This is a genomic window from Serratia sp. CY74737 (genome assembly GCF_052166775.1).
Taxonomy (GTDB): Bacteria; Pseudomonadota; Gammaproteobacteria; order Enterobacterales; family Enterobacteriaceae; genus Serratia; species Serratia ureilytica.
Window position 1 is genome coordinate 26,533 of the sequence record NZ_JBJNOF010000004.1, and the last position, 19,063, is coordinate 45,595.

At 60.9% G+C, this 19,063-nt stretch carries 17 protein-coding genes; 10 read left to right on the top strand and 7 right to left on the bottom strand.

Going from position 1 to position 19,063, the window contains the following annotated elements; genetic code table 11:
- Positions 1–47: 47 nt before the first annotated feature.
- The 7 genes from ACJ8PE_RS06280 to sanA all read left to right on the top strand — a co-directional run bounded on the left by ACJ8PE_RS06280 (position 48) and on the right by sanA (position 7,553).
- Positions 48–1,115, top strand: coding sequence for a sugar ABC transporter substrate-binding protein (locus tag ACJ8PE_RS06280; RefSeq protein WP_197793115.1), 1,068 nt, complete (start codon positions 48–50; stop codon positions 1,113–1,115).
- A gap of 131 nt (positions 1,116–1,246) precedes the next feature.
- Positions 1,247–2,461, top strand: a complete 1,215-nt coding sequence (locus ACJ8PE_RS06285) for an MFS transporter (protein ID WP_197760152.1) — start codon at positions 1,247–1,249, stop codon at positions 2,459–2,461.
- A 138-nt stretch (positions 2,462–2,599) separates the two neighbouring features.
- Positions 2,600–3,007 carry a CidA/LrgA family protein gene (locus tag ACJ8PE_RS06290; RefSeq protein ID WP_033642448.1) on the top strand — a complete coding sequence of 136 codons (408 nt, stop codon included), beginning with the start codon at positions 2,600–2,602 and terminating at the stop codon, positions 3,005–3,007.
- Positions 3,004–3,699, top strand: a complete 696-nt coding sequence (locus ACJ8PE_RS06295) for a CidB/LrgB family autolysis modulator (protein WP_094143039.1) — start codon at positions 3,004–3,006, stop codon at positions 3,697–3,699. Before ACJ8PE_RS06290 ends, ACJ8PE_RS06295 begins: the two co-directional genes overlap by 4 nt.
- A gap of 137 nt (positions 3,700–3,836) precedes the next feature.
- A complete protein-coding gene (cdd, locus tag ACJ8PE_RS06300; protein ID WP_197793116.1) occupies positions 3,837–4,721 on the top strand; it encodes a cytidine deaminase in 885 nt (294 codons plus the stop codon).
- Positions 4,722–4,942: 221 nt separating this feature from the next.
- Complete coding sequence (locus tag ACJ8PE_RS06305; RefSeq protein ID WP_004938945.1) at positions 4,943–6,640, top strand: NAD-dependent malic enzyme; 1,698 nt, start codon at positions 4,943–4,945, stop codon at positions 6,638–6,640.
- A 169-nt stretch (positions 6,641–6,809) separates the two neighbouring features.
- On the top strand, positions 6,810–7,553 hold the full coding sequence (sanA, locus tag ACJ8PE_RS06310) for an outer membrane permeability protein SanA (RefSeq protein ID WP_004938948.1): 744 nt from the start codon (positions 6,810–6,812) through the stop codon (positions 7,551–7,553).
- Positions 7,554–7,619: 66 nt separating this feature from the next.
- Here sanA and mglC read toward each other — a convergent pair whose 3' ends face one another.
- The 7 genes from mglC to ACJ8PE_RS06345 form a co-directional block, all read right to left on the bottom strand.
- Entirely contained in the window at positions 7,620–8,630 is a 1,011-nt protein-coding gene (mglC, locus tag ACJ8PE_RS06315; protein WP_033642445.1) for a galactose/methyl galactoside ABC transporter permease MglC, read from the bottom strand.
- A gap of 11 nt (positions 8,631–8,641) precedes the next feature.
- Positions 8,642–10,150 (bottom strand): galactose/methyl galactoside ABC transporter ATP-binding protein MglA, encoded by a 1,509-nt coding sequence (mglA, locus tag ACJ8PE_RS06320; RefSeq protein ID WP_004938959.1) that lies wholly within the window; start codon positions 10,148–10,150, stop codon positions 8,642–8,644.
- Positions 10,151–10,249: 99 nt separating this feature from the next.
- Positions 10,250–11,242, bottom strand: a complete 993-nt coding sequence (gene mglB / locus ACJ8PE_RS06325) for a galactose/glucose ABC transporter substrate-binding protein MglB (protein WP_197793117.1) — start codon at positions 11,240–11,242, stop codon at positions 10,250–10,252.
- Between the two features lie 265 nt (positions 11,243–11,507).
- Positions 11,508–12,545, bottom strand: coding sequence for an HTH-type transcriptional regulator GalS (gene galS, locus ACJ8PE_RS06330; protein WP_042784038.1), 1,038 nt, complete (start codon positions 12,543–12,545; stop codon positions 11,508–11,510).
- A gap of 127 nt (positions 12,546–12,672) precedes the next feature.
- Positions 12,673–13,845: a DUF418 domain-containing protein YeiB gene (gene yeiB, locus ACJ8PE_RS06335; protein ID WP_042784037.1), complete on the bottom strand. Its 1,173-nt coding sequence runs from the start codon at positions 13,843–13,845 to the stop codon at positions 12,673–12,675.
- A 79-nt stretch (positions 13,846–13,924) separates the two neighbouring features.
- Complete coding sequence (gene folE, locus ACJ8PE_RS06340) at positions 13,925–14,590, bottom strand: GTP cyclohydrolase I FolE (protein ID WP_004938969.1); 666 nt, start codon at positions 14,588–14,590, stop codon at positions 13,925–13,927.
- A gap of 244 nt (positions 14,591–14,834) precedes the next feature.
- Positions 14,835–15,992, bottom strand: a complete 1,158-nt coding sequence (locus ACJ8PE_RS06345; protein ID WP_033650593.1) for a YbfB/YjiJ family MFS transporter — start codon at positions 15,990–15,992, stop codon at positions 14,835–14,837.
- Positions 15,993–16,097: 105 nt separating this feature from the next.
- Here ACJ8PE_RS06345 and ptrR point away from each other — a divergent pair, with 105 nt between their 5' ends.
- From ptrR to fghA, 3 genes are read left to right on the top strand one after another with little or no spacing between them, the layout of a single operon-like run.
- On the top strand, positions 16,098–17,018 hold the full coding sequence (gene ptrR, locus ACJ8PE_RS06350; protein WP_016928453.1) for a putrescine utilization regulator PtrR: 921 nt from the start codon (positions 16,098–16,100) through the stop codon (positions 17,016–17,018).
- Positions 17,019–17,048: 30 nt separating this feature from the next.
- Complete coding sequence (locus ACJ8PE_RS06355; RefSeq protein WP_033642438.1) at positions 17,049–18,173, top strand: S-(hydroxymethyl)glutathione dehydrogenase/class III alcohol dehydrogenase; 1,125 nt, start codon at positions 17,049–17,051, stop codon at positions 18,171–18,173.
- Positions 18,174–18,187: 14 nt separating this feature from the next.
- Complete coding sequence (gene fghA, locus ACJ8PE_RS06360; RefSeq protein ID WP_015377214.1) at positions 18,188–19,030, top strand: S-formylglutathione hydrolase; 843 nt, start codon at positions 18,188–18,190, stop codon at positions 19,028–19,030.
- The last annotated feature ends 33 nt before the right edge of the window (positions 19,031–19,063 follow it).

A 19,063-nucleotide genomic window follows, 5' to 3' on the forward strand; every position in this document is an offset into this window, starting at 1 on the left:
CAGACCTTCACCGGGATCGTTTCCCTGCTTTTTTGGAGCCTATAATAATGAAAAACCTCAAGACTTCGCTGCTCGCCCTCAGTCTGTTGTCCGCCCTGCCGCTGCAGGCGGCGGAAAACGCCGCCGTACCCGCCGCCATCGCTCAGCATCAGGGGCCGGTGCGCATCGCGGTGATCCGCAACCTCGGATCCGACGACAACACCACGCAATTTTTGGCGGGCGCCATTCAGGAAGGGCGCAAGCTGGGCTTTAAGGTGGATACCTTCCTCAGCAACGGCGACGACGCGCGCTTCCAGGACTTCGTCAATCAGGCTATCAGCCAGAAATATGACGGCATCATTCTCTCGCAGGGGCGAGCCCCCTATTCCACCGACCTGGTCAAGCGCATCGCGGCGGCCGGCATCGCCGTCGCGGCTTTCGATACCGACGTCAGCGGCAGCGTTCCCGGCGTCACCGTCTCGCAGCAGGACGACGCTTCACTGGCCAATGCCTCCTTCGGCCAACTGGTGAAGGATTTCAACGGCCAGGCCAAAATTGTCAAGCTGTGGGTGGCCGGCTTCCCGCCGATGGAGCGCCGTCAGGCCGCTTATCAGCAGTTGCTGAAACAGCATCCGGGCATTCATGAGCTGGAATCGATCGGCGCGGTCTCATCCGACGTACAGGGCGATACCGCCAACAAGGTGGGCGCGGTGCTGGCGAAATACCCGAAAGGCAAGATCGACGCCATCTGGGGCACGTGGGACGCCTTTACCCAAGGGGCTTACAAGGCGTTGAAAGAGAACGGCCGCACCGAAATCAAGCTGTACAGCATCGATATCTCCAATCAGGATTTACACCTGATGCGCGAGGCCGGCAGCCCGTGGCAGGTCAGCGTGGCGGTGGATCCGAAGCTGATCGGCGCGGTCAACCTACGCCTGGTGGCCAACAAGATCGCCGGGGAAAGCACGCCGGACAACTATCAGTTCAAAGCGGCGGTCATTCCGCAGGCGCTGCTGCTGGCGCAACCGGGGCCGGTCAACGTCGCCGGCCTGGCGAAGATCATCCCCGGCTGGGGCAGCAGCAGCGATTTCGTTCAGCCGTGGTTCGCCACGCTGCAGGCCGAACACGGTAAATAATGCTGTTTTTCACGAGGCTGCCGACGCAGCCTCTGTTTTTCAGATAAATATCGGCAGCCCCCTTCCGTCCCCGCCAAAATGCGCTATGTTATCTGCATCGCCCAATAACTGTATGCATAAACAGGTTTCAAATGAAGGGATTCCCCTCGCTGATCAACGTACTGCTGGCCAGTTCGCTGGTGTTGACCATCGGCCGCGGCGTCACGCTGCCGTTCATCACCATCTACCTCACCGAGCACTTCCAGCTGTTGCCGAAAAGCGTGGGCGTGATCCTGGGCGTCAGCCTCACCCTCGGCATCATCGCCAGCCTGTACGGCGGCTATCTGGTGGACAAATTCAGCAAAAACCGCCTGATCCTGCTATCGATTTTATTGTTCGCGCTGAGTTTCTTCGCCATTCCCTGGATCCCGCGTCCCGGCGGCGTGATCGTGGTGCTGGCGATCCTGCATACCTGTTATTCGGTGCTGAGCATCACCATTAAGGCCTGTTTCGCCGATTGGCTGCCGGTCGAGCAGCGCATCAAGGCTTTTTCAATCAACTACACGCTGGTCAACGTCGGCTGGGCGATCGGCTCTGCGCTCGGCGTTCTGGTGGCCGGGCTGAGTTCGCTGCTGCCGTTCTACCTGTCAGGCGGCCTGGCGCTGGCGACGGTGACGGCGCTGAGCCTGCGCTTGCGCGGTGGTGAACAGCGCCCGGCACCAAGCGCCGCCGCATCGGCCGCGCTTGCCAACTTCCGTCAAACGCTGGCCATCTTGCGAAGCGATCGACGGCTGATCTACTTCACCCTCGGCAGCACGCTGGGCGCGGTGGTGTTCGGTCAGTTCACGGGCTATCTGTCGCAGTACCTGATCACCGTCTCCAGCGCCGAGTTCGCCTACAAAATCATCGGGTTGGTGATGATCGTCAACGCCGGTATCGTCATCGCCCTGCAATACCTGCTCAGCCGCGGCATGCGCCAGGAAAATATGCTGCGCTGGCTGGCGCTGGGCACGCTGTTTTTCATCGTCGGGCTGCTCGGTTTTATGGTGGCCGGCCAGGCGGTCTGGCTATGGCTGGCGGCGATGGCGGTGTTTACCTTAGGCGAGATCATCGTTATCCCGGTGGAATACATGTTCATCGACTTTATCGCGCCGCCGCACCTGAAAGGCAGCTACTATGGCGTACAAAACCTCAGCGCATTGGGCGGCGCCATCAACCCGGTGCTGTGCGGGGTCATGCTCAGCTACGCCGCGCCGCCGCTGATGTTCGTGATGCTGATCGTCGCCGCGCTGCTCAGCCTGCTGTTTTTCTTCCTCGGCCATCGTTTGGCGGAACGTTCTGCGGCAACGGCCGAAGACGCGCGCTGACCCTGCCTGCAATTCTCAAAGCAGGATGTCAACCCGCCGATCGCGCATGGCAGGCATAGCGAGAATTCATAGTGCGATCTGTGGCGTGGCTCACAGTTTAATTGTATGATGAATGCATCGGTTAAACGGGAAAAGACAATGGCCAACGTGCTCACACTGTGCTGGAAATACCTCAGGGCCCTGCTCCTCATCTACCTGTGTCTGTTCGTCGGCAACGCAGTGGCAGCGCTGCTGCCGTTCGCCATTCCCGGCAGCATCATCGGCATGCTCTTGCTGTTCGCGCTGCTCTCCACCCAGATCCTGCCGGCCAAATGGGTTAAACCCGGCTGTCATTTGCTGATCCGCTACATGGTGCTGCTGTTCGTGCCGATCGGCGTCGGCGTGATGAAATATTACGACCAGATCGTTGCGCATCTGGGCCCGCTGGTCATTTCTTGCCTGATCAGCACGCTGATGGTGCTGGTGGTGGTCGGCTATACCTCACACTATTTTCACCGCGAGCGGCGCATTGCCGGCAAGCCCGACGACACGGAGGGCAACTCATGATCCATGAAATCTGGTGGTCGCTGCCGCTGACGCTGGCGGTCTATTTCGCCGCGCGCTGGCTGGCGCGCCGGTTGAACATGCCGCTGCTCAATCCGCTGCTGGTGTCCATGGCGGTGATCATCCCGCTGCTGCTGCTCAGCGGCATTTCCTATGAGCGCTACTTCCAGGGCAGCAGGATCCTCAACGATCTGCTGCAGCCGGCGGTCGTCGCGCTGGCCTTCCCGCTGTATGAGCAGTTGCACCAAATCCGCGCGCGCTGGAAGTCGATTATCACGGTGTGCTTCATCGGCAGCCTGACCGCCATGATCAGCGGCGGCGCCATCGCCCTGTGGTTGGGCGCCACGCCGGAAATCGCCGCCTCTATCTTGCCGAAATCGGTCACTACACCGATCGCGATGGCCGTCGCGGACTCGCTCGGCGGCATTCCGGCGATCAGCGCGGTTTGCGTTATTTTCGTCGGCATCCTCGGCGCCGTGTTCGGCCACACGCTGTTCAACCTGTTGAAAATCACGGTCCCCTCGGCGCGTGGCCTGGCGATGGGCACGGCTTCCCACGCGCTGGGCACCGCGCGCTGCGCGGAGATGGACTATCAGGAGGGCGCCTTCGGCTCGCTGGCGCTGGTGATCTGCGGCATCATCACCTCGCTGCTGGCGCCGTTTGTGTTTCCGGTGCTGTTGCATCTGTTCGGTTGATCAGGATGAAACTTGCGATACATCTCGCATTTACACCTTTTATTGCATTGATTTCATCATTTAAGAGATATTGATCACACTTTAATGTCTCTGGCCTGCCTAGAATGTGATCCCGTTAACCTGTAGAGAGACCTTCCATGCATCCGCGTTTTCACACCGCTTTCAGCGCACTGCCCGCGACACTGCAATCCGCCCTGCAGCCCTATCTGGACGCGTCCGACTTTCCGGCGATGTTCACGGCCGAGCAAGCGGCGGCGATCCGCTCAGGTTGCGGGTTGGACGATGACGCGCTGGCATTCGCGCTGCTGCCGCTGGCGGCGGCCTGCTCGTTAACCCCGATATCGCATTTCCACGTCGGCGCCATCGCGCGCGGGCAAAGCGGCAATCTCTATTTCGGCGCCAATATGGAATTCAGCGGCGCGCCGCTGCAGCAATCCGTGCATGCAGAACAAAGCGCAGTGACTCACGCCTGGCTGCGCGGCGAAAAAGCGCTGGCCTCGATCACCGTCAACTATACGCCGTGCGGACACTGCCGCCAGTTTATGAATGAGCTGAACAGCGGCGGCGCGCTGCAAATCCGTTTGCCTGGCCGCTCGCCGGCCACGCTGGCGGACTATCTGCCGGACGCCTTCGGCCCGAAAGATCTGGATGTCGCTTCACTGCTGATGGACGAGGTCAATCACGGGCATCAACTGCCGCTGAACGATGCGCTGACGCAAGCGGCGCTGGCGGCGGCCAACCGGAGCCACGCGCCGTACAGCAACGCCCACAGCGGCGTGGCGCTGGAAACGGCAGACGGCAGCCTCTACGCCGGCCGCTATGCGGAAAACGCCGCTTTTAACCCGAGCCTACCGCCGCTGCAGGCCGCGCTGATCCTGCTGAACCTCTCCGGCGGCGACTGCCGGGCTATCCGTCGCGCCGTCCTGGCCGAACCGCAGGACGCGAGCATCAGCCAATGGGATGCCACCCGCGTCACCCTGGCGGCGCTGGGTTGCCAAAACGTCAGCCGCGCCGCCTTCTAAGCGCACGACGGCGGGGCCATCCGGTTCCGCCGTTAACAGCACCGCCCGCCAAATACAATGCCCCGACGCCTCCAGAAACACTTTCTTTAGTTAAAAAATCATTTGATTGTCGATAATTACGCCAACCTGGTTCATCATCGGGCAACAAATGCTGTACATCTTCTCTTTATCTTTTAGGATCGTCGGCAATACAGTTATCTGATACGTGAAGAGTAAAACTGATGGAACTAGAATACGAAAGCAAACGTCCGCTCTACATCCCTTACGCCGGCCCGATTCTGCTGGAATTTCCGCTGCTGAACAAAGGCAGCGCTTTCACCGAGGAAGAACGTAGCCACTTCAACCTGCACGGCCTGCTGCCGGAAGCGGTGGAGACCATCGAAGAACAGGTGGAACGCGCCTACCGTCAGTATCAGGATTTCAAGAACGATAACGATAAGCACATCTACCTGCGCAACATCCAGGACACCAACGAAACCCTGTTCTATCGCCTGCTGGACTCGCACCTGAGCGAGATGATGCCAATCATCTACACCCCGACCGTCGGCGAGGCCTGTGAACACTTCTCAGATATCTACCGCCGCGCGCGCGGGCTGTTCATCTCCTACCCGAACCGCGATCGCATCGATGACATGCTGCAAAACGCCACCAAGCAGAACGTCAAGGTGATCGTGGTGACCGACGGCGAACGCATTCTCGGCCTGGGCGACCAGGGCATCGGCGGCATGGGCATTCCCATCGGCAAGCTGTCGCTGTATACCGCCTGCGGCGGCATCAGCCCGGCCTATACCCTGCCGGTAGTGTTGGACGTCGGCACCAACAACCCGCAGCGCCTCAACGATCCGCTGTACATGGGCTGGCGCCATCCGCGCATCTCCGGCGAGGAATACCACGCCTTCGTCGAAGAGTTTATTCAGGCGGTCAAACGCCGCTGGCCGAACGTGCTGCTGCAGTTCGAAGACTTCGCGCAGAACAACGCCACCCCGCTGCTGAACCGCTACCGCGACGAGATCTGCTGCTTTAACGACGACATCCAGGGCACCGCCGCGGTCACCCTCGGCAGCCTGATCGCCGCCAGCCGCGCCGCCGGCAGCCAGCTGCGCGATCAGACCGTCACCTTCCTCGGCGCCGGTTCCGCCGGCTGCGGCATCGCCGAACAGATCATCGCGCAGATGAAGTCCGAGGGGTTGAGCGAAGACGAAGCGCGCGCCCGCGTATTCATGGTTGACCGTTTCGGCCTGCTGACCGACAAACTGCCGAACCTGCTCGACTTCCAGAGCAAGCTGGTGCAGAAGAGCGACAACCTGGCCGGTTGGGAAACCGCCAGCGACGCCATCTCGCTGCTGGACGTGGTGCGCAACGCCAAGCCGACCATTCTGATCGGCGTTTCCGGCCAGCCGGGGCTGTTTACCGAAGAGCTGATCCGCGAGATGCACAAGCACTGCGAACGCCCTATCGTGATGCCACTGTCCAACCCAACCTCGCGCGTGGAAGCCCGTCCGGAAGACATCATCAACTGGACCGACGGCGCCGCCCTGGTCGCGACCGGCAGCCCGTTTGCGCCGGTAAGCTACAAAGAGCAGCTGTACCCGATTGCTCAGTGCAACAACTCCTACATCTTCCCGGGCATCGGTTTGGGCGTGCTGGCCTCCGGCGCCACCCGCGTCACCGACGCCATGCTGATGGCCGCCAGCCGCGCGCTGGCGGATTGTTCGCCGCTGGCGACCGACGGCCACGGCGCGCTGCTGCCGAATATCGACGATATTCAGGGCGTATCCAAGTGCATCGCCATGGAAGTGGGCAAAGCGGCGCAGCTGCAGGGTGTGGCGATCGTCACCTCCGAAGACGCACTGTCGAAAGCCATCGAGCACAACTTCTGGCGGCCGCAGTACCGCAGCTATAAGCGCACCTCGTTCTGATTGACGCGCTGAAATGACCCAGCCCGGCTTCGCCGGGCTTTTTTGTGCGGCAAAACCGCCGAAAAATGCGGCGACGCGCGTGCTTCAGGCAGTTCGCGTCTTGCGTCGGTCGGTCAGGTAAAGTAGCCTTGATCCATCTTTTTCAGCCCGGTGCGCGTAAGGCAACAACATGTGGAAACGCCTGATAATCAGCCTGTTCATCATCATTGCGGTGCTGATGGGCTCGGCTATTGCGCTCGATCGCTGGATCAGCTGGAAAACCGCGCCTTACGTCTACGACGAACTGCAGGAATTACCGCATCGCCAGGTCGGCGTAGTGCTCGGCACCGCCAAGTATTATCGCACCGGCGTGATCAACCAGTACTACCGTTACCGCATTCAGGGAGCGATCAACGCCTATAACAGCGGCAAGGTGAAATACCTGCTGCTGAGCGGCGACAATGCCCAGCAAAGCTATAACGAACCGATGACCATGCGCCGCGATCTGATCGCCGCCGGCGTGGCGCCGAGCGATATCGTGCTGGATTACGCCGGCTTCCGCACCCTGGATTCCATCGTGCGTACCCGCAAGGTGTTCGACACCAACGATTTCATCATCATCACCCAGCGCTTCCACTGCGAGCGCGCGCTGTTTATCGCCCTGCACATGGGCATTCAGGCGCAGTGTTACGCGGTGCCGTCGCCGAAGGACATGATGACGGTGCGCGCCCGCGAGATCTTCGCCCGTCTGGGCGCGCTGACCGATCTGTACATCCTCAAGCGCGAGCCGCGCTTCCTCGGCCCGCTGATCCCGATCTCCGCCATGCACACCGTGCCGGAAGACGCCCAGGGTTATCCCGCCGTCTCGCCGGAACAGTTGGTGGAACTGGAGCACAAGCTGAAAGAAGAGAAGCAGAAAGCCAAACAGCCTTGACGCGGCAAACGCCCAAAAGAAAGGCCGGCATATTTTGCCGGCCTTGTCGTCTCTGCTGCGGTAGATCTACTTCTTCTTGGCGTATTTCAACGAGTCCAGCGCCACGGCGAAGATGATGATGCTGCCCTTGATGATGTACTGCCAGTACGGGTTGATGCCGATATAGGTCAGGCCGTAGTTGATGACGGTAAAGATGATCACCCCGGTCACCACGCCCCACACCGTACCCACCCCGCCGGCAAACGAGACGCCCCCCACCACGCAGGCGGCGATGGCGTCCAGCTCATACATAAAGCCGAGGTTGTTGGTGGCGCTGCCGATGCGCCCCGCTTCCAGCAAGCCGCCGAAGGCATAGAACACGCCGGACAGCGCATAGATCATGATCAGGTTCAGCGGCACGTTGACGCCGGACACTTTGGCCGCTTCCGGGTTGCCGCCGATGGCGAAGATGTTCTTGCCGAAGCGGGTCTTGGTCCACAGGATCCAGACGAAAATGATGGCAATCAGCGCATAGAAGGTGATGTACGACAGCTTAAAGTCGCCGAAGCGCAAGAAGCCTTGGGCAAAGGTGGAGAACTTCGGATCGAAGCCGGCGACCGGCGACGCGCCGACCGAATCGTAATACAGCGAGTTGATGCCGTAGACGATGATCATAGTGCCCAACGTGGTGATGAACGGCGTCACGTTGAGGTAGGCGATAATCAGGCCGTTAACCAGGCCGATCACCGCGCCGACCGCACACACCAGCAGGATAACCACAGGAATCGACCAGGTTTCCATGTGCGGGAACACTTTGTTGACGTTATCCATCGACTGCAGCAGCGTGGCCGCCACCACCGCCGCCAGCCCCACCTGCCGCCCGGCGGACAGGTCGGTGCCCTGAGTCACGATCAGCCCCGCCACGCCCAGCGCGATGATGATGCGCACCGAAGACTGCGTCAGGATATTGCTCAGGTTCATCAGGCTGAGGAAAGTGGGGTCCTGAATGATGATGATGGCCAACAGCACCAGCAACACCACGTAAATGCCGCCTTCCTTGAAATAGGTAAATAAGGTTTTTTTATTTAGCGCGTTCATAATTCCGATCCTTAAAGGTGCAGGGAGGCGAGACGTAAGATTTCATTTTGCGAGGTCTGTTTGGTGTTAACGATGCCCGCAACCTGGCCGTTGCTCATCACCAAAATGCGGTCGGTGATCCCCAAAAGCTCCGGCATTTCGGACGAGACGATAATGATCCCCTTGCCCTTCTTCGCCAGCTCGGTCATCAGCTGATAGATCTCGAACTTGGCGCCCACGTCGATGCCGCGCGTCGGTTCATCCAGCATCAGGATCTCCGGCTGCGTCAGCAGCCAGCGGCCGATGATCACCTTCTGCTGATTGCCGCCGGACAGCGAGCCGATATGGGTGTGATGCCCCGGCGTTTTCACCCGCATGGCGTCGATCACCCACTGGGTGTCGCTCTTCATCCGCGCGTTGTCCAGCAGGCCGAGCTTGTTTTTATAATTGCGGATGTTGGAGATCAGCGAGTTGAACCCCACGTCGAGGTAGGCGTAAATCCCGGTGGATCGCCGCTCTTCGGTCACCAGCGCGAAACCGTGGTTAATCGCTTCGTTGGCGCTGTGGTTGTCGATCGCCTTGCCGTGCAGCTTGATAGTGCCCGCCACCTTCTCGCGAATGCCGAATAGCGTCTCGACGATGTCGGTGCGTTTGGCGCCCACCAGCCCGGCGATGCCGAGGATCTCGCCCTGGTGCAGATCGAAGGACACATCGCGGATCGAAGGCTGGCGCAGCGACGTCAGGTTCTTCACCTCGAGGATCACCTCACCCGGCGTGTTCTGCCTGTCGGGGAAACGCTGGCTCAGCGAGCGGCCGACCATCATGGCGATGATCTTGTCCATATCCAGCCCTTCCAGCGGCTGAGTGGCGATCCACTGGCCGTCGCGCAGCACCGTTATCTCGTCGCACAGCTGGAAGATCTCTTCCATCTTGTGCGAGATATAGACGATGCCGCAGCCGCGCTCTTTCAGCTTGCGGATGATGGTGAACAGGTGATTGACCTCTTTCTCCGTCAACGAAGAGGTCGGTTCGTCCATGATGACGATCTTGGCGTCATAGGAAAACGCTTTGGCGATCTCGATCATCTGCATCTGCGACACCGACAGGTTGCCCACCTTTTCGCGCGGGTTGATGTCGATATCCAGCTCGTCGAAGATCGCCTGAGTGTCTTTGAACATCTTGTCCTGATCGACGAACAGGCCTTTGGTCGGGTAGCGTCCCAGCCACATGTTGTCCATCACGGTGCGCTGCAGCACCAGGTTCAGCTCCTGATGCACCATGGAAACGCCGTGCTCCAGCGCTTCCTTCGAGCTCTTGAAGTCGATTTCCCGGCCCTGAAATACAATGCTGCCGCTGTCTTTTTTGTAAATGCCGAACAGGCATTTCAACAACGTCGATTTCCCCGCGCCGTTCTCCCCCATCAGGGCGTGAATGGAGTGCGGACGGACGCGTAAATTGACATTGTCCAAGGCTTTGACGCCGGGAAATGACTTACAAATATCCGTCATTTCCAGCAAAAATTCGCGTGAGCTATCGGCCATAAATACACCTGGCTTAACGATCTTGCAGTCGTAAACATCCCCGCCGGCGGTATCCCTGGTGTTGGCGCCGCAGGCGGGGTCTTAGCGGGATCTCAATTCTTATTTAATGAACTGAGACAGGTTGTCTTTATCTACGCCGACGTAAGGGATACGCACGACTTTATTTTCGATTTTATATTGGGTGCCTTCGGTGGCCGGTTTGCCCGCCGCCAGGTTTTTCGCCAGCTCGAAGGTGGCCTTCGCCTGATTGTCGGCGTCATTCAGCACCGTGCCCGCCATCGCGCCGGATTTCACCAGCGCCAGCGCTTCAGGCAGCGCATCCACGCCGAACACCGGAATACTGGTCTTGTTGTGCGCTTTCAGCGCTTCCACCGCGCCCATCGCCATGGCGTCGTTGTTGGCGATCACCACTTCGATCTTGTTGGCGTTCGGGCCGGAGAGCCAGGCGTCCATCTTGTCTTTCGCCTGCGCGGTATCCCACATCGCGGTATCCAACTGCAGCTGTTGGGTATTGATGCCTTTCTCGTTCAGCGTTTTCACCACGTAGGTGGTGCGCGCTTCGGCATCCGGGTGGCCCGGCTCGCCCTTCAGCAGCACGAATTGGATCTGGCCGTCTTTGTTCAGATCCCAGGCCGGATTGGCTTTCCAGTGTTTGGCGATCAGTTCGCCCTGGATCACGCCGGACTCTTTGGAATCGGTGCCGACGTAATACGCCTTGTCATAGCTGTCCAGCGCTTTGCGGGAAGGTTCTTTGTTGTAGAACACCACCGGGATATCGTTTGCGCGCGCCTTATCGATAACCACCGGCGCCGCGGCCGGGTCGACCAGGTTGATCGCCAGCGCTTTCACGCCCTTGGCCAGCAGCACGTCGATCTGATCGTTCTGTTTGGACTGGTCGTTCTGCGAGTCATTCATCAACAGGGTAACGTCCGGTGAAGCCTTGGCGTCTTTCTCGATCGCTTTGCGCACCACCGACATGAAGTTGTCGTCGTATTTGTAAATCGTGACGCCAATACGGGTATCAGCATGGGCTGCGGCGCCAAACATCATGGCAGCGGCCATGGCGGCCAGGGTGAAAACCTTCTTATTCATTGTCAATCTCCGGTTCTGTGTAGGGTATTACTCGTCTTTGAGCCAATGGTCACCGGCAGTGCGCGCACCCCAGGCCAGGCGATTTCCACTCAACACCTGTCGTCCGTGGATCTTGTTATTTCCGAGAAATGCTGTGTCAGCGCGAGATAAACGGTTACAGCGGCAAGGGCCTTTGCGCCTGAAAACGCCTAGAGCATAGACGGCGTGATGTTAATATTCTGTGAATTTTCTCACAGATTGAAAACGGTTACACAAGATTAAATCGTCAGAGAGTGACCGTCGCCTCACTTTGCCAGGGGGCGACAGAATGGCGCCGCACCAGCGTCGGCATGAACAGATGGCTCGCCTGCGGCTCCGCCAGGCCTGCTGCGCCCTGTAATGCCAGCTCGGTCGCCAACGTGGCCATCGAAACGATCGGGTAACGCACCGTGGTGAGTTTGGGGCTGGTGTAGCGCGCGATAGGAATGTCGTCGAAGCCGATCAGCGAGAAATGCTGCGGCACCGTGATACCGTTTTCTTTCAGCACCGCCATGGCGCCGGCGGCCATGGCGTCGTTGTAGGCGAACACCGCGCTCAGCTGTAAATTGCGCCCCAGCAGCTCGACCATCGCCGCCTCGCCGCCCTGCAGATCGGGCGAACCGTACGCGCGCCAGCTGTCGGGCGTCGCCAGCCCGGCGGCGGCCATCGCCTGCGCATAGCCTTGCTGACGCAGCGGCCCGTCTTCGATCGGGTGATTGGAGCCCAGATAACCGATGCGCCGATGGCCCTGCGAGAGCAGAAGACGCATCGCCATGTCAGCGCCACTGACGTTGTCCAGCCCAACGCAGCGCGGCTCATAGCCGGGGATAATCCGATTGATCAGCACCATGCCCGGCACCTGCTCCAGAAAGCCGATCAGTTCGGCGTCGCTCAGGGCTTTGGCGTGAACAATCAGGGCGTTACAGCGCTGACGGATCAGCACTTCGATCGCATGGCGCTCTTTGTCCGCCTGATGATAGCTGTTGCCGATCAGCAGATACTTGTGGTGTTTCTGCGCCACCGTGTCTACCGCTTTCACCAGCGCGCCGAAGAACGGATCGGACACGTCCATCACCACCACGCCCAGCGTATCGCTGCTTTGGGTCGCCAGCGCCTGCGCATTGGCGTTGGGGCGGTAGCCCAGTTCCGCTACCGCCTGCAGCACCTGTTCGCGCGTCTCTTTGCTGGTCAGCGCGCTGTGATTGAGCACGCGAGACACGGTCGCCACGGAGACGCCGGCGCGTTTCGCCACGTCGCGAATAGTGATCGGATGAACTGGAGGCATGCGGGATCCTGAAATCGGGGTAGTGGCCGGTGGCGCTATCCTACCCCGATTGACCCGCTGCTCTGCGTGAATTACGTCACAGGAAAGAAAACGTTTACATACATTTTTTTAACCTGTCGATGGGCGCTCACTTCAGCGCTTTGGATTCCGTTTCACCGGCGGCCATCTGCGTCAATTTGCGCCACAGCCATTCCATCGGCCCCTGTTCGAAGTAACGCAGCCACAGTGCGGAAAAGACCAGGTTGACCAACCAGACCAGCGGCACAAACGCCAACAGCTGAAGCCGGTCGAACTGCTCATAGAGGCCAAAGCGATAAAACAGCGTAGTGCAGATCAGCGTTTGCAACAGGTAGTTGCTCAGCGCCATGCGCCCCACCTGGCTCAGCCAGTGGGCGATGCGCAGGCGCGACAGCGCGGGCCAGAAACCGTAACACAGCGCCAGATAGCCCAGCGCCTGCAGCGGCGCGCCCAGCTCGCGCGGCACCTGCAGCAGGAAACCGCTCCAGCGATAGTCCCAGTGCACCTGCCATTGCAGCGCCACCGCCGGCAGTTGGATCAGCACGGACAGCGGCAACAGCCACGCCGCCTGCCGCAGGTAATAGCCGGAGGAATAGCTGCCGCGCAGCCAGCCGCTGCGCATTAGCCCGGCGCCGAACAGCATTAGCCCCGCCAGCTCCCAGCCATACTGCGCGCCGATGGCCAGCAGGCTGGACGAGAGCAGATCGGCGCGGCTGCGCCAGGCTTCGAAACCGCCCTGCAGCTTCCAGAACTTCTCGTACTGCAACTCCGCCACGCCCGGCTGCCAGAAGCTGCCCGGTTCACCGTGCGAGACAAAACCGAGCAGCAGCAGCACCGCCACGCCGATCAGGTAGAGCACCACGCCGGTTTTCAGCAGTTGGAATGTGTCTTTGGCTTCGCGGATCATGCGCCAGCACACCAGGCCGATCAGCCCGTAGGCCAGCAGAATATCGCCGTCCCACAGGAAGATGGCGTGCGCGAGGCCGAACAGCACCAGCCACGACAGCCGCGCGCGGATCCAGCTTTTGCCGCGTCGCAGCAGCATTTGCAGCCCGGCGCCGAACAGCAGTGCGAACATCGCCAGGAACTTGGCCTGGGCGAAAAGATCCAGCAGCGCCCAGGTCCAGGCGTCGCGCGATGACGGCATCCCCAGATAGGCCGGATTGAGGTAGGCGGCCTTCGGCAAGCCGAAGGCGCTGATGTTCAGCAATAAGATGCCGAGGATGGCGATGCCGCGCACGCAGTCCAGCGTGGCGATGCGCGGCAGAGGATGACTGTTCATTTTTTATCGCTGTCTTCCGCTCATGAAAAAGGCGCCCGCAGGCGCCTGTTGTCGTTTTGCGAGTCGCCCCGCAACGCCATCACCCCTGGTGATGGCGCACCGCGCGCAGGAACTCCTGGCGGGTATTTTGGCTGGACTTGAACAGCCCCCCCAACGAGGTGGTGGTGGTGGCGCTGGTCGCGTCGCGAATGCCGCGCGCTTTGACACAATAATGGACCGCATCGATCGATACCGCCACGTTATTGGTGCCGAGCAGGGTCTGCAGCGCCACCAGGATCTGCTGGGTCAGGCGCTCTTGCACCTGCGGGCGCTGGGAGAAGAACTGCACAATGCGGTTGATCTTCGACAGACCGATCACCGAGTCTTTCGGGATATAGGCCACGGTGGCCTTGCCGTCAATGGTGACGAAGTGGTGTTCACAGGTGCTGGTCAGCGTGATATCGCGCACCGTCACCATCTCATCCACCTTCATTTTGTTCTCGATGACGGTGATTTTCGGGAAGTTGGCGTAGTCCAGACCGGAGAAGATCTCGTCGACATACATTTTGGCGATGCGATGCGGCGTTTCCGCCAGGCTGTCGTCAGACAGATCGAGATTCAGCAGCTGCATGATTTCGGTCATGTGCTCTTTGATGCGACGCTTGCGCGTTTCGCGATCCAGCACTTCCCCGCGCAGCGGTGTCTCCAGACCACGCTCTTCCAGTGCCGCATGCACCAGCGCGGCTTCTTTACTTAATGATGTCATGTATTTGTTCTCCTGCGGACGGAACCCGCCGGCGGCCTGATAGGGCGTGCGGCCGGCGAATTGCTTGCTCTCGTGACGGCAGAGTTTTCGTGGTGGATAACGTGAACCCGGTCAAGATTTTGCCCCCACTGTAGATGAGAGCGCGGCGATTATCCAGTGATAGTGCTTCATCCAGAGGTGAAATCTTCGCATTTAGCACAATCAGGCCGGCTGCGGGTCTCCACGCTTTTTGTATGGATTTTAATCACCGAGTCGCCGTTTTTTGCGCCAACCGCCGCGCCGGGGTATTCACCGCCAGCCCTCCGGCCACCAACAGCGCTATCACCGCCACATACAGCGCCGGTTCCAACCGATGGGTCAAGGCGGTCGACAGCGCCGACAGCATCGGCCCAACCAGCTGGCCGATCGCATAACCGGTGGTCAGCAATCCGGCCATGTAACGCGCATGGCGCGGCGCCAGTTCACGGCCGTGCTGAAGGGCGAGCTGCACCACACAGAGGAAACCGCCGCCGGTCAGCAACGCCCCGAGCGCCAGGCCGGCCACGCCCGGCACCACTTCGGCGCTCAGTACGCCGAGCGCCTGTACCCACAGCGTGATCGCCAACCGGGTTTGGGTAGTCAGCCGATGGCGGGTCACAATGCCGATAACGATCCCCAGCACCGCCGCGCCGCCGAACACCGGCCAGACGAACTGTGCGAACAGGCTGTCGGGAAAACGCGCCGCCGCCATCTGCGACAAGAAGGTCGCCGGCAGGATATAGCCGAAGCCGGCCAGGCTGTAGCTCCACACCAGACGCTTGAGCGCCGGCGTCAGCAGCAGCGGCTCCGGGGCCACGTCCGGGCGATGCAGCTCGCCGCTGCGCGGCAGAAAGGCGCTAATCCCCCCGACCAGCACCAGCGCCAGCCCGCCATACACCAGCCAGGCCTGCGCCGCCGTCAGCCCCAGCGCGTTGATGCCCACCGCCAGCATGCCGCTGAGGAAGATGCCGGCGCCCGGCCCGGCGAACACCGCCGCGCTCAGCGCCGGCCGGCCGTAGTGCGCCAACCGCTCGTTGGTCCAGGCCGCCACCAGCACCATCGCCCAGCCGCTGGCCCAGCCGATGACGAAGCGCAGCGCGCCGTGGGTCCATTCATCCTGCGCCAACGCCGACAGCAGCGTCAGCGCCATCGCACCCCATACGCCCAGCCACAGGCGCCGCTCGACGTGGCGCGTGGCGCGCATCGCGTCGTAGGCGCCGCACAGGTATCCCAAATAGTTGATCGCCGCCACCAGCCCAGCGCCGGTCAGGCTGAACTGGTGGTCAGCGATCATCAGCGGCACCTGAGGGGTGAAAGCGAAGCGGCCAATGCCCATCGCCACGATCAGCGCGGCAAACCCGCTCAAGGCAATACGTAAAGCCATACCGGTATCCAAAAGGTTAAAAGAAAGTTGCCAGTATCATGCCGCAGTATTAAACTCACAAAAACTGAATAATAGTTATCAAGTTCATCACGAAACGAGAATATTATGGATCTGACTCAGCTTCGCATGTTCTGCTGCGTAGCGGAAACCGGCTCGGTCGCCCGCGCCGCCGAGCAGCTGCACCGCGTGCCGTCGAATCTGACCACCCGGCTGCGCCAGCTCGAGCAGGAGCTGGGCGCCGATCTGTTTATCCGCGAAAAACAGCGCCTGCGCCTGTCGCCGATGGGCCATAACTTTCTGTGCTACGCCAATCGCATCCTGGCGCTGAGCGACGAGGCGATGAGCATCACCCATGCCGGCGAACCGGCGGGCAACTTTGCTCTCGGCTCGATGGAGAGCACCGCCGCCACCCGCCTGCCCTCGCTGCTGGCAGCTTACCACCAGCGTTTCTCGCAGGTGTCTCTGTCGCTGACTACCGGCACCTCCGGCGAAATCGCCGATCGGGTGCGCGCCGGCACGCTGGCGGCAGCGCTGGTCGACGGCCCGGTGCCCTATGACGAGCTAAACGGCTGCATCGCCTATCCTGAACATATGGTGGTGATCTCCTGTCTCGATCACGCGCCGATCCACAGCGCCAAAGACGCCAACGGCGAAACGCTGTTCGCCTTTCGCGCCAGCTGTTCCTACCGCCTGCGGCTGGAGGCCTGGTTCAAGCGCGAAGGCGCGCGGCCGGGGCAGATCATGGAGATCCAGTCCTATCACGCCATGCTGGCCTGCGTCGCCAGCGGCGCCGGGCTGGCGATGATCCCGCATTCGGTGCTCAGCCTGCTGCCGGGCCATGAGCGGGTTCGGGTTCACACCCTGCCGCCGGACGTGGCCGACACCGCCACCTGGCTGCTGTGGCGCCGCGACGCGTTCGGGCCGAACGTGCGCGCGCTGAAAGAATTGATTATTGAACAGACGGAAACCGCCGCTGTTGATGAAAGCACCCCCAACGATTTATCAGACGTTGTCGATATCGCCTGATTTAAAAAGAAAACCACTGAGGAGACTATGATGGAGATGATCAAAACCCGCGCCGCCGTTGCCTGGGGCCCGAACCAGCCGCTGAAGATCGAAGAAGTCGAGCTGATGCCACCGCAAAAAGGCGAAGTGCTGGTGCGGATCGTCGCCACCGGCGTTTGTCACACCGACGCCTACACCCTGTCCGGCAAAGATCCGGAAGGCGTGTTCCCGGCGATCCTCGGCCACGAGGGCGGCGGCGTGGTGGAAGCGGTCGGTGAAGGCGTCACCAGCGTGGCGGTCGGCGATCACGTGATCCCGCTCTACACCCCGGAGTGCGGCGAGTGCAAATTCTGTAAATCCGGCAAGACCAACCTGTGCCAGGCGATCCGCTCCACTCAGGGCAAAGGCCTGATGCCGGACGGCACCACCCGCTTCTTCAAGGACGGCAAGCCGATCTTCCACTACATGGGCACCTCCACCTTCTCCGAATACACCGTGGTGCCGGAAATTTCACTGGCGAAAATCAACAAGGAAGCGCCGCTGGAGGAAGTGTGCCTGCTGGGCTGCGGCGTCACTACCGGCATGGGCGCGGTGATGAACACCGCCAAAGTGCAACCGGGCGACACCGTGGCGATCTTCGGCCTGGGCGGCATCGGCCTGTCGGCGATCATCGGCGCGCAGATGGCCGGCGCGGGCCGCATCATCGGCATCGACATCAACACCAGCAAGTTCGATCTGGCCCGCAAGCTGGGCGCCACCGATCTGATCAACCCGAAAGACTATGACAAGCCGATTCAGGAAGTGATCGTCGAGCTGACCGACGGCGGCGTCGATTTCTCCTTCGAGTGCATCGGCAACGTCAACGTGATGCGTTCCGCGCTGGAGTGCTGCCACAAGGGCTGGGGCGAATCGGTGATCATCGGCGTCGCAGGCGCCGGCGAAGAGATCTCGACCCGTCCGTTCCAACTGGTCACCGGCCGCGTCTGGCGCGGTTCGGCGTTCGGCGGCGTCAAGGGCCGTTCGCAGCTGCCGGGCATCGTCGAGCGCTATCTGGACGGCGAATTCGCGCTGAACGACTTTATCACCCACACCATGGGGCTGGAGCAGATCAACGAAGCGTTCGATTTGATGCACGAAGGCAAATCGATCCGTTCCGTCATCCACTTCGACCAATAAGCCAGGAGGCAGAGATGACGTTGTCATTGGAACTTCTCGAAGAGCACCGCATGTTCGGCGGCTGGCAGCAGCGCTATCGCCACGCGGCGCAGAGCCTGAATTGCAACATGACATTCAGCATCTACCTGCCGCCGCCGCGCGATGACAACCCGCCGCCGGTGCTGTACTGGCTGTCGGGGTTGACCTGCAACGACGAGAACTTCACGTTGAAAGCCGGCGCGCAGCGCATCGCCGCCGAGCTGGGCCTGGTGCTGGTGATGCCGGACACCAGCCCACGCGGCGACGAGGTGCCGAACGACGAAGGCTACGATCTGGGCCAGGGCGCCGGGTTCTACCTGAACGCCACCCAGGCGCCGTGGGATCGCCATTTCCGCATGTACGACTACATCAGCGCCGAACTGCCGGCGCTGATCGAACAGCACTTCAGCGTCAGCGATCGTCAGTCGATCTTCGGCCACTCGATGGGCGGCCACGGCGCGCTGATGATGGCGTTTCGCAATCCGCAGCGCTTCCGCTCGGTATCGGCGTTCGCACCGATCGTTAACCCGTGCCAGGTGCCGTGGGGCCGCAAGGCGTTCACCGCCTATCTGGGCAGCGACGAAAGCCAGTGGCTGCAGTACGACAGCTGCCATCTGCTGGCCAGCGGCGCGGAGAAAATGCCGGTTCTTATCGACCAGGGCGACGACGACCAGTTCCTGGCCGACCAGCTGCAGCCGGCACGGTTGGCGGAGCTGGCGCGCCAGCGCGACTGGCCGCTGACGCTGCGCATTCAGCCGGGGTACGATCACAGCTACTTCACCATCGCCACCTTCGTGGAAGATCACCTGCGCTTCCACGCCGAGCACCTGTTCCGTTAATAAAAAAATCCGGGCGGTTAATAAAACGCCCGG